The following is a 10,469-nucleotide window of genomic DNA, read 5'->3' on the forward strand; positions in this document are numbered from 1 at the left end:
AGAAGGTGGCGCACCAAGGCGACGAAGTCGGCCTTGCCGCGATGGTCGGTTACGACAACCGTTCGGATGCCAGCCTGGGGCTGAACCGCCACGAACAAGTTGCAAGTGCCCCGGCGCACGTATTCGTAGTCTTCTTTGAGAGTAACTACTCAGCCCAACTTTAGGCAGACGTACTGGATTCAGCCGAAGCGGGGCTGAGGCGGTGCACCCTTGAAGGCGGCGACAAGGGAGTCAAAGATGTTCGCCCCTTGCTTGTGCATGGTCGCGGCATATGAGCGGATGACGCAGTAGGTCTGCGCTCCTTGCAGCGTGCGAAAGCAGCCGGAGACTTTTTGCTTTACCTTTGGCATACGCACTGCCTGTTCGGCCAAATTGTTCGTGAACGGCACGTCGGCCTGTGTCATGAAGCGCCAAACATCGTCGCTGTAACCCCGCAGTCGGCCAATCAGATTGGTGGCCTTGCTTTGCTTGGGTCTGCCGCGTTTTCCGTTAGACAGCGCTATCGGGTTGTCTACCAGTGCCTGCGCCAGAATTGCGTCATACAGGTGGCGTAGGTCGCGTACTTGGGCTTGATATTTTGGGGCGTCGTAGTTCGGTGATTGACCATCGGCGCAATTAACATTGTCGATGTGGTTGGCGTGGGTCAACAACTCAATCATGTCGCCGGCCCAAGCTTGGCCTTGCTCCTCCAAGAGGTAGGTCAACTCGCGCAAGTGGTGGGCGTTGCACAGGGCATGTTGGCACAGCAATGCTTTGTAGGGCATCCAGCCGTCATGTACCAAGACGCCTTTGAATTGCTGGAGCAGTGCCAGCGCATCGAACGCCTCGGAGCCACGTTTGGGATGACAACCTATCCATGTCAGTGTGTCGGTGGCCAGCACATGGAGCCAGTGCAGCTTCTTGGCAACCCGTAGTCCGGTCTCATCCGCATGTAGCACGGCTGAGGTAACAGCGCCATGGCCGATGCCTTGCACCGTGGGCTGCAAAGTTTGTGCGCCTGCAAGGGCAGCCTTGACTACCGTTGCCTGACTGACCGGTAGGCCAAAGAAGTCTTTCATCAGCGCGGCCGTGCGCTGCACAGACACCGCGTGATTTTGATTCAGATGCACCATCGCGGCTTGCGCGCGTGGGCCATATTGCACACCAGCGTTTACACCGACGGGAAACTCCCCGGTATGTACCTGCCCGCAGCTACAGATGGCCTGCATGGCGTGGTGCTCGGTGACCTCAAATCTCAGCGAGGGCAAATCAAAGACCTGGCGTGTTTCCCCCACATAAGCAAACGCCAGGCTACGCTGACAAGTTTGGCACTGCTCTGGTACGCCGTGGACAACGATCTTGTCGGGCTGTGTGGCTTGGCACAAGGTGCTGCCAGGGTGACCCTTTTGCCCACCTGTTGGTTTCTGGCCCGCAACGCGCAACGACTTCGGAGCGGGTTTGTTCAAGCCGTCGCTTGATGGGGGCTTGCTGGAATTGCGACTGCTCATGTTGAGTCGCGACTGCAACTGCTTGACGGCCTCTTGCAGCGCCGTAATCTGCTCCTGCTGCATCAGAATCAGTGCATCTTTTGCGGCATGGCTTAACTGACTCAGGCTTGATGGGGTTTGCATTGATGCGGATTGTCGCCTATCGAATCATGGGGGCTGAGTAGTTACTCTGCATGAGTGCTGCCCAGATGGCCAAGACCGGCCTCGGTCCCCTCCAGGCCATGGCCCAGTTCGTCCTTGCATTTTTTGTCGCGTCGCTGCTGGCGCTGGCCATTGCAACCATCATCCTCTGGAAGCGGTCAAACTCGACCCTCCGCCAGACCCTGAATGCGTTGCGAGGGCCTTTTGCCCTTGCGCTGGCCACCCGAAGCAGTGCCACCTGCATGCCGATCATGATTGAGAGTCTCGCTGATCGCCTCGGATTCGCGCGCTCACGCGTCGAACTGATGGTGCCGTTGAGCGTTTCCCTGCTGCGCATCGGGCCTGTCATCTACTATGTGGCTGCGACCGTGTTCGTCGCGCAGCTCTACGGAAAGCCGCTGGGAATCACCGAACTGGCCGTGATCCTTTCCGCGTCCATTCTTGCCGGCTTTGCCTCCGCCGGCATGACCGGTTTGCTGACAGTTTCTCTGGTGGGGCTAACCTGCAGCTACCTCGGACTGCCCTTTGAAGCGGCATTCATTCTCTTTCTCGCCGTAGACCCGATCTGCGACATGCTGCGAACCCTTGTTCTGGTTATCGGCAACAACGCGGCGGTGTCGCTGATTTGTCCTCGGCCCTTAAAAATCTAGGCGACATCCGTGTCGCGCATCGGTGTTTTTGGGGGAATGGGTCCATCAGCGACGGTCGACTTTCTGGACAAGCTCGTCAAACTCACGCCTGCTTCGCGCGACCAGGATCATTTGCCCGTGATCGTGGCTAGCCTCCCGCATATCCATGACCGATCCAGTGCCATCCTTGGCCATGGCCGGGACCCGCTGCCACAGTTGCTGGCAGGCATCGACACCCTCAACCGCGCCAGCGTCGGAGTTATCGCCATCCCTTGTAACTCGTCGCATCACTGGTTTGATCAAATGAGTCGCAGCAGCAAGGCACCTGTCCTGCATATCGCCAGGTCGTGTGTGGAGGCGATTTCCTCATCGGCGGGATCGCGTGTGGCCATTTTCGCCACGCGAGGCACGCTGGCGTCAGGTTTTTACCAGCGTGAACTCGGTGGGCGAGGCATTGACTTCATGCTCCCGGATGCCGATGGTGCGCAAATCCAGGTTGACGCCTGTGTTCGTGAAGTCAAGGCCGGGCGTACAGAGCTCGGGGCGCGGCACCTTACGCAGGCGTGCCAGGACGCTGTCCGGCGCGGTGCCACCACGCTCATCATGGGTTGCACCGAGATTCCGATGGCCAGTAGATACGCCGACGTATCTGGCCTGGTACTGATCGACAGTACGCTTGAACTGGCTCGGGCCAGCGTCACTTTTGCGATTGCCAGAGGGTGGAACAGAGCTGGATGGGATTCCTGATGCGTATTGCCGCTCGCCGCTGGCAGTCTACCAGTCCACCAGGCTCAGGCCCACGCTCAGCACGTTGCGGCGCCGGTTGTAGTCGATCAGGCTGTCGCCGTAGCCGCTGAACAACTGCACGTGGTAACGCAGGGCTGCGCTGTCGGCGATGGCGGTGGAGGCTTTCATCCACTCCAGCTTGACCGAGCCGCGTGCGTCGGACTTGAGCGAATGGCGCACCGTCATGCCCAGGCTACTCAGGCGGTATTTCCAGCCGCCCGGCAGGTCGATCATGTGCGGGTAGAGGTAGACCACCTCGGGCTCATGGTCGGTGGTCCGGAAGGGGCGCGAGATGCGGCTGTTAAAAAACTGCCAGTAGCTTTGCTGTGTGTAGCCGACCCACACCGAGTCGCTGCCGGCTTCGTCGCCAGCGGCAGACGTCAACAGACCCTTCCTCGGATACCGAAGGTGTCACAGTCGGTGCCGCGCTGAAGTTCCCAGAAGCGCGATAGTTCAGAGTACTTGCTGTCCCGGCAGCCGATGCGTTTGCCGTCCGGCGCCTCCGGCGCCATGCCGGGGAGTTGCAGGCACCCCGCAGTTTTTTGCACGGAAGGCGCATTGGCTGGCGGGGCAGGCTGCACCGTCTGCGACGCTGCCGAGGCCTGCGCATCCGCCCAGGGCCTGAAGCAAGCCAGTTGCGCGGTGGCATCGGCGGACAGGGCCTGGCAGGCCTGCCAGCCGGTTTGGGCCGGCGTGGGCACTGCGTTCTGGGCCTGAGCCGCGCCGCCCGCCAACAGCAGCCCGCCGAGCAGGCCCCATGCGGCAGCTACCAGCCCGGCAGTTTTTCCAGCGTGAAGGGCACGTCCGGCGTGTCGGGTGGCGCGTTGTCGCGGGTGTCTTTCCAGATGCCCGTGAATTTTTTTCCGCATGATTCTCTTACCAGTTCACCGGTCCAGGTGCCTGTGATGCTGATGCCGTTTGAAGATTCGTCGAGGGTGAGAAACCCGTTTTCCAGATCGCCCGCCAGTTGCGCGCGGGGAGCATGCCCCCCGATCTGCGGAGTGCCCAGTTCGCGTGTGACGGAGCCCGCCACACTCTCGCTGAACTCCGCATGTTTTTCAAGACGCATCAGCGCCGCTTCAGGCAAGCCGGCGGGCGCCGGATTGAAGCGTACACGCCATTCGCCGTAAAGATGTGGGCCGGACAGCTGTGCTGCTGTCAGACAAGCGCCTGATGTGCGGGCAGGGCCTGTCTTTTTCGGGTCATTTTGGGCCCCAGCCCTTATACAGCAAGCGCTGACAGCTATCAAAACAAGAGCAAATCGAAAGCTGGGGTGAAGTTTCATGGGGGTTCCAGAGTCAGCCGGCGGTTCTGGTGGCCTCGGCCAGGTTGTTGGCTTCGGCGCTGTCGGCTGCGCGTTTGGCAAACTCAGCGCGCAACGCCTTGATCTTTTCGCGCGGGTCCTCCTTCACCGTGGTTTTGTCCAGGCCCATCTCGGCGATAAAACGGCTGGGGACGCCGGCCACGGTGTCGCGACCCTTCTTGCGCCGGCGCAGCCAGTTCACTGCGAGCGTGCGTTGCGCCCGCGTGATGCCCACATACATCAGGCGGCGCTCTTCCTGAAGCCGCAGCGCGATGTTTTCGGTCTTGGCCTCATCGCTGCCATCGTCGTTGTCGAGCTTGAAAGGCAGCAGCCCTTCGCAGCAGCCGGCCAGCACCACATGCGGCCACTCCAGACCCTTGGCGGCGTGCAGCGTGGACAGCGTCACCACATTCTGGTCGCCCTCGCGCTCGCTGATGGTCGACAGCAGGGCAATCGTCTGCACCACCTCGAGCATGGTTTTGGGTTCAGCCGCCACCACGGCGCCGCTGGTGTCGTCGATTTGCCCGCCACAACGCTGCGCCATCCAGTCGCAGAAGTCCATCACGTTGGTCCAGCGCGCAGCGGCCACTTTTTCGCTGTCCTCGCTGTCGCAGATGTGTTTTTCGTAGTCGATGTCCTTGAGCCAGGCGGTGAGAAAAGCGCGTGCGTCTTCGGCGCCCACCGTGCGTCGGGCGCGGTACTCCAGGTCGTTGAGGTAACGGCCGAATTCATGCAGCGATCCGACCGCCTTGGCCGGCAGCACCGCACCGAGGGAGCTGCTGAACAGCGACTCGAACAGGCTCAGCCTGTACTGGTCGGCGAAGGTGCTCAGCGCACCGAGCGTGGTGTGGCCAATGCCGCGTTTGGGCGTCTTGATGGCGCGGATGAAGGCGGCGTTGTTGTCGTTGTTGACCATCAGCACCATCCAGCTGCACAGGTCCTTGATCTCGGCCCGGTCGAAAAAGCTTTGCCCGCCCGAGACCTTGTAGGGGATCTGCGCTTTGCGAAAGGCCTTCTCAAACGGTTTGGCCATGTGGTTGGCGCGGTACAGCACGCAGAAGTCTTTCCACTCCTTGTGCTGGCTGCCCTCGGCCTGCAGCGTGCCTTCGGCGCGCAGGCTCTGAATGCGCGCCACCACGCGCTCGGCTTCATGCTCCTCGCTGTCGCAATCGACCACACGCACCGGCTCGCCTTCGCCGAGTTCGCTGAACAGGGATTTCGGAAACAGCTTGGGGTTGGGCGCGATCACATTGTTGGCCGCGCGCAGGATGGCGCTGGTGGAGCGGTAGTTCTGCTCCAGCTTGATGACGCGCAGGTTCGGGTAGTCGACCGGCAGCTTTTTCAGGTTGTCCAGCGTTGCGCCGCGCCAGCCGTAAATCGACTGGTCGTCGTCGCCCACGGCCGTGAAGCGCCCGCGCGGACCGACCAGCAGCTTGAGCACCTCGTACTGGGTGGCGTTGGTGTCCTGGTATTCGTCAATCAGCACATGGCCCATGGCCTTCTGCCATTTGTCCCGCACCGCGTCGTGCGCCTGCAAGAGCTTGAGCGGCAGGCCAATCAGGTCGTCGAAGTCCACGCTCTGGTAGGCCGTCAGGCGCTCTTCATACCGGGCCATGATGCGGGCGATCAGCCGTTCTTCGTCGCCATTGGCCTGCGCCTCGGCCTGGGTCGCGTTGAGCCCGCTGTTTTTCCAGGCGCTGATGGCCCACTGCCACTGGCGCGCCGTCGCCGCATCGGTGGTGCCGCCAGCGTCTTTCAGGATGCTGGTCACGTCGTCACTGTCGAGGATGGAAAACTGCTTTTTTAGCCCCAACGCTTCACCGTCCTGCCGCAACATGCGCACGCCCAGCGCGTGGAAGGTGCAGATCAGCACACCTTTGGCGGCCTTACCGATCAGTTTTTTGGCCCGCTCGCGCATCTCGGCGGCAGCCTTGTTGGTGAAGGTGATGGCGGCGATTTCCGTGGCCGGCAGCCCGGCCTGGATCAGCCGACCTATCTTGTGCGTGATCACCCGCGTCTTGCCCGAGCCGGCACCGGCCAGCACCAGGCAGGGTCCGTGCATGTAGTTAACGGCTTCCTGCTGGGCGAGGTTGAGTCCGGCGGCGGCTGAATCGGGCAAAGGTGAGGACATGCAGGCGAAAACGAGGGAACGTGAGCCCGGAGCGGCAGCGCGGGGTGACGCTGAAGGAAAACAGCAGGGCAGCGGGCATCATAGCCAGTCAGCCGCCTGCCAACTTTGCCGGCGACAATACGCCTTGTGCTAGGCATTCTCCTCATCACCTTCCCCTTCTTCGCGCTGGTCCTGTGCGGCTACCTGGCGGCGCGCCGTGGCCTGTTGCCGCAGGCGGCGATTCCGGGGCTCAACACCTTTGTGCTGTATTTCGCGTTGCCCTGCATGTTGTACCGCTTTGGCGCCAACACGCCGCTGGCGCAGTTGCTCGACGGCGGCGTGGTCGCCGTCTACCTGTTTTGCGCGCTGGTCATGGTGGCCTTCACGATTGCGGTGACACGCAACAATCGCATCGGCTGGAACGACGCCTCCTTTGGCGCGCTGGTGGCGGCCTTTCCCAACACCGGTTTCATGGGCGTGCCGCTGCTGGTGGCCCTGCTGGGCGCACAGGCGGCCGGTCCGGCGATTGTGACCATCGTCGTCGATCTTCTTGTGACGAGTTCCCTGTGTATTGCGCTGTCGCGGCTGGACTCGGCCGACGCCCATGGGGCCGAGGTGGCGGCCAGAAAAGCCCTCAGGGGCGTGGCGCTCAATCCCATGCCCTGGGCCATCGTGCTGGGCGCCGTCTCCTCGGGCCTGCAACTGGCGCTGCCGGCGCCCGTGATGCAGACGGTCGCCCTGCTGGCCGATGCCGCGTCGCCCGTCGCGCTGTTCACCATAGGCGCGGTGCTGGCGCGCTCGCAGATGAACAGCGTGGAAACCATTGCGCTGAAGGACTATGTGCCGGTCGCGCTGATCAAGCTGCTGCTGCACCCGCTGCTGGTCGGTCTGGTCGGGGTGGGCGCCATCCAGCTCGGCGTGCCGCTGCAGCCGTTTGCGCTGACGGTGATTGTGCTGGTCGCGGCGCTGCCGAGTGCCAGCAATGTGTCGGTGCTGGCCGAAAAATTCGGCGCGGACAACGGGCGGATTGCACGCATTATTTTGCTGTCCACGGTGCTGGCGTTTTTCAGTTTCTCGGCAGCGGTGGCTTTGTTGACATAGATAGCAAATTGGAATTATATAAATGTCCACGAAAATGGACATTTATATGATTTTGAGTTTTAATGTTCACAATCATGGGCAAATTAAAACTCCCCGCCGACCTCGGCAAAGCGATTGCCCAGTACCGGGCTGACAACAAGCTAACGGCCGTCGACGTAGCTCGCAAGGCCGGGCGCAGCCGCACGGTGCTCCATAAACTGGAGCGCGGAGACGATGTCACCGTGGCCTCGCTGTTCGACATCTTGCGTGCCATGGGCCTGAGCCTGAGCCTGCAAAAGGCCGGTATGCCGACACTTGATGAAATGCAGCGCCGGTTTGCAGACGAAGACGATGTGGATGCCCATGCTGCCTGATCGCATCCGCCTGCTCGATGTAGATGTCAACGGCGCACACAGCGGGCATCTGGCGCATGCATCGACCTACACCTTTGACTACCGCCGCGACGACCCGGGCCAGCCCAGCGTCTCTTTGCTCATGCCGCCCGGCACTTTGCACTTTGACGGCGGTGGTGCCCTGTTCCCCGCCATGGACATGAACCTGCCCGAGGGCTACCTCTTCATGCAAATCCGCGCGTTCTTTCCCAAGCAGGTCATCACCCCCATGCACCTGCTCGCTTTGATGGGCAACAACGGCATCGGGCGTCTGGGCTACCGGCTCGCCGATACACCTGCCGCCAAGCCGCCTGCGGTGGTCAACAAATCGGACTTGCTGGCCAGTGGCAATGGCCCCGCTCTTTTTGAAGAGCTGATGCATGCCTACCTGTCCACTGGTGCGGGCATATCGGGTGTTCAACCCAAAATCATGGTGCCCGACCGGGCCACCCTGCCAGTGCCCACCCTGATCGTCAAGATGGCGGCTGACCGTTACCCGGGCCTGTCTGCCAACGAGTTCATGTGCCTGTGCGCGGCCCAAGAGGCGGGCATTCAGGTGGCGCCATTTGATCTGTCTGAGGACGGCTCGCTGCTGCTCATTGAGCGCTTTGACATTGCTACAGACGGCACGCGCCTGGGGTTTGAAGACGTGGCCTCGCTCATGGGCCAACATGTTCGCGACACACTGTCAGACCGCAAGTACCACGGCAGCTACGAGCGTGTTGCCGCTGCCCTGAAGTTGATCAACTTGCCAGCAACAGAGCTGGCGCGCTTCTTCGAGCAGGTCGCGTTTACAGCCATGGTGCGCAACGGGGACGGCCACCTCAAGAACTTTGGTGTGCTCTACAGCGGGGTTGATGACGTGCGTCTGGCGCCCCTGTTCGATGTGGTCACCACTTCTATCTACAAATATCAGCGCTTCGAGGGCGGCCCGGCGCTGGAAGACCACACCATGGCACTCAAACTGTTTGCGGGCGCCAAGGGGTCAAAGACCTACCCCCATGCCAAAGATATGATGGATTTTGGGCGGCGTGTCTGCGGCGTTTCTGACCCCGCAGCGGTCATCCAGCGCATTGCCCAGGGCATGGTGCAGGCGATGGCGAAGTGCCGTACTGACCAGCGGATTGCGGCGCCGCTGCATGGTCAGATGAGTGTGGCGTGGCAGGCTGGTTTGTTGCTGGCGCGAGAGCTGGGGCCTTAGCGTTGCTGACGTGAGTATCCGAAGAGTCGGATTTGCAGCGGGCCAGGGTCGCGATCTCCTTGACCCGGGTATAGCCCAAACACGCTGTCAGAAATTTTATTGAACGTTTGAGTCATCCCTGCACCAGCGCTCGCCAACCCACGTACCACGCTCTTTGGGCTCAGCTTGAACGCACTGTCAGGCCGCACCTTTGACGACAACCGGCGTGGCATGCAATTGCAGACCCAGTGCAGCTACAACTTTGAGAATGGTGGCAAATTCGGGATTACCTGCAGGGGAGAGCGCTTTGTACAGGCTCTGTCGCCCGAGGCCCGCCTCCCGAGCCACCTGCGTCATGCCCTTCGCTCGCGCGATATCGCCCAGCGCCGCTGCGATAAGCGTGGGATCACCATCTTCCAGTGCGGCCTCAAGATAAGCCGCCATGTCTTCTTCTGTGTGGAGGTGATCGGCTGGATCCCACGGTGTGGTCGATATCTTGGCCATAGTCAGTTTCCTAAAGTTCGCGGGCGAGCAGCTTGGCGTTGCGGATGTCCCTGTCTTGGGATGACTTGTCACCGCCCGCAAGAGGCATTTGGAGTGGGATAGAAGAGAAGGTTTAGCGTTCGAGAAAATTGGCGGACACCAGGCATGTGGGCAGCGCGCATGGATGCAGTTGGGCGTCCGAGCCGAACTTGTTAGGTTTCATTGCCCATCACTCGCACGGAACGGACCGAGTTACGAATAATTTCAGCACTCGAAGGAGTGGCACCGCATTCGAGTACCAACTTATGAAACTCGTCAGCAGCCTCGTGAGGATTTAGCCGTGCTGACCGAACTACGGCTCGTGCCTGCGGAGTGAGATCGTTGACATCTCCACCCGTGAGATATCCGGAGAAAGATGCAGTTTCCTTGAATTTCGCGACAACGCTTGAAGGAAGATTCGGGCCGTAGATAAAGTATTGCAGGTATCGCCAGAAGTTAGGATGTGCAAGTATCTCCGCGCCCGCAGTGCCGTTGTTCTCGAAAATTTGCTGGCGCGACTTACCGCGGCCTCCAGAGTTCCGCTCGGGATCGGTGAAGTACGACGGGCGCACCTCTGGAGTCGCGCGACGCTTCAACAGAGATTCCGACAGGGCAACCATCGGCATGATCGAAGCCAGGTGAGCTTCAGAATTGCTCGAGTCGAACTTTATTTGAGCCAGGAGCTCAGCTTCGCGCTCGTGATCTTGCCCCTGTTTTCCGTACTCCTTAAGCCACCATTATGCGGACTTCCTGTCTTGCTGCTGGGCCGCGATCCAGCGTTGCTCAAACGTCATGGGACTGACATAGCCCAACGTCGAGTGCAATCTCTTGTGGTTGTA

At 60.9% G+C, this 10,469-nt stretch carries 9 protein-coding genes and 2 pseudogenes; 5 read left to right on the forward strand and 6 right to left on the reverse strand.

From position 1 onward, the window contains the following. Positions 1-179 precede the first annotated feature (179 nt). Positions 180-1,610, reverse strand: a complete 1,431-nt coding sequence (locus Q8O29_RS09140; protein WP_305562028.1) for an IS66 family transposase — start codon at positions 1,608-1,610, stop codon at positions 180-182. Between the two features lie 41 nt (positions 1,611-1,651). On the opposite strand from Q8O29_RS09140, the pseudogene Q8O29_RS09145 reads away from it, so the two are divergent. Both Q8O29_RS09145 and Q8O29_RS09150 read left to right on the forward strand, forming a co-directional pair. Further along, a pseudogene (locus Q8O29_RS09145) lies at positions 1,652-2,278 on the forward strand (dicarboxylate/amino acid:cation symporter); the annotation flags it as partial. 9 nt (positions 2,279-2,287) lie between these two features. After that, complete coding sequence (locus Q8O29_RS09150) at positions 2,288-3,004, forward strand: aspartate/glutamate racemase family protein (protein ID WP_305562030.1); 717 nt, start codon at positions 2,288-2,290, stop codon at positions 3,002-3,004. Between the two features lie 27 nt (positions 3,005-3,031). Here Q8O29_RS09150 and Q8O29_RS20345 read toward each other — a convergent pair. From Q8O29_RS20345 to Q8O29_RS09170, 3 genes and pseudogenes are all read right to left on the reverse strand, one after another. Beyond that, positions 3,032-3,912 (reverse strand): annotated as a pseudogene (locus Q8O29_RS20345) (phospholipase A). After that, a complete protein-coding gene (locus Q8O29_RS09165) occupies positions 3,810-4,112 on the reverse strand; it encodes a hypothetical protein (protein ID WP_305562036.1) in 303 nt (100 codons plus the stop codon). The pseudogene Q8O29_RS20345 and the gene Q8O29_RS09165 overlap by 103 nt, the downstream one beginning before the upstream one ends. A 229-nt stretch (positions 4,113-4,341) precedes the next feature. Further along, a complete protein-coding gene (locus Q8O29_RS09170) occupies positions 4,342-6,477 on the reverse strand; it encodes an ATP-dependent helicase (protein WP_305562038.1) in 2,136 nt (711 codons plus the stop codon). Positions 6,478-6,603: 126 nt separating this feature from the next. Between Q8O29_RS09170 and Q8O29_RS09175 the strand changes: the two genes are divergently transcribed. The 3 genes from Q8O29_RS09175 to Q8O29_RS09185 all read left to right on the forward strand — a co-directional run bounded on the left by Q8O29_RS09175 (position 6,604) and on the right by Q8O29_RS09185 (position 9,129). Further along, positions 6,604-7,557 carry an AEC family transporter gene (locus Q8O29_RS09175; protein ID WP_305562040.1) on the forward strand — a complete coding sequence of 318 codons (954 nt, stop codon included), beginning with the start codon at positions 6,604-6,606 and terminating at the stop codon, positions 7,555-7,557. Positions 7,558-7,619: 62 nt separating this feature from the next. Further along, positions 7,620-7,910: a helix-turn-helix domain-containing protein gene (locus Q8O29_RS09180; RefSeq protein WP_305562042.1), complete on the forward strand. Its 291-nt coding sequence runs from the start codon at positions 7,620-7,622 to the stop codon at positions 7,908-7,910. Then, positions 7,900-9,129, forward strand: coding sequence for a type II toxin-antitoxin system HipA family toxin (locus Q8O29_RS09185; protein ID WP_305562043.1), 1,230 nt, complete (start codon positions 7,900-7,902; stop codon positions 9,127-9,129). Before Q8O29_RS09180 ends, Q8O29_RS09185 begins: the two co-directional genes overlap by 11 nt. A 177-nt stretch (positions 9,130-9,306) precedes the next feature. Here the strand turns inward: Q8O29_RS09185 and Q8O29_RS09190 are convergent, their stop codons facing one another. Then, a complete protein-coding gene (locus Q8O29_RS09190) occupies positions 9,307-9,612 on the reverse strand; it encodes an addiction module antidote protein (protein ID WP_305562045.1) in 306 nt (101 codons plus the stop codon). Positions 9,613-9,803: 191 nt separating this feature from the next. Further along, complete coding sequence (locus tag Q8O29_RS09195) at positions 9,804-10,256, reverse strand: hypothetical protein (protein ID WP_305562047.1); 453 nt, start codon at positions 10,254-10,256, stop codon at positions 9,804-9,806. Between the last annotated feature and the right edge of the window lie 213 nt (positions 10,257-10,469).

Origin of the sequence: Polaromonas sp., assembly GCF_030689685.1 — a bacterium.
Taxonomy (GTDB): domain Bacteria; phylum Pseudomonadota; class Gammaproteobacteria; order Burkholderiales; family Burkholderiaceae_C; genus Polaromonas.

Coding starts and splice junctions, on each gene's coding strand:
- Q8O29_RS09195 (WP_305562047.1), bottom strand. CDS start 10,256: ATGCCGATGGTTGCCCTGTCGGAATCTCTGTTGAAGCGTCGCGCGACT.
- Q8O29_RS09185 (WP_305562043.1), top strand. CDS start 7,900: ATGCTGCCTGATCGCATCCGCCTGCTCGATGTAGATGTCAACGGCGCA.
- Q8O29_RS09140 (WP_305562028.1), bottom strand. CDS start 1,610: ATGCAAACCCCATCAAGCCTGAGTCAGTTAAGCCATGCCGCAAAAGAT.
- Q8O29_RS09180 (WP_305562042.1), top strand. CDS start 7,620: ATGTTCACAATCATGGGCAAATTAAAACTCCCCGCCGACCTCGGCAAA.
- Q8O29_RS09190 (WP_305562045.1), bottom strand. CDS start 9,612: ATGGCCAAGATATCGACCACACCGTGGGATCCAGCCGATCACCTCCAC.
- Q8O29_RS09170 (WP_305562038.1), bottom strand. CDS start 6,477: ATGTCCTCACCTTTGCCCGATTCAGCCGCCGCCGGACTCAACCTCGCC.
- Q8O29_RS09165 (WP_305562036.1), bottom strand. CDS start 4,112: ATGCGTCTTGAAAAACATGCGGAGTTCAGCGAGAGTGTGGCGGGCTCC.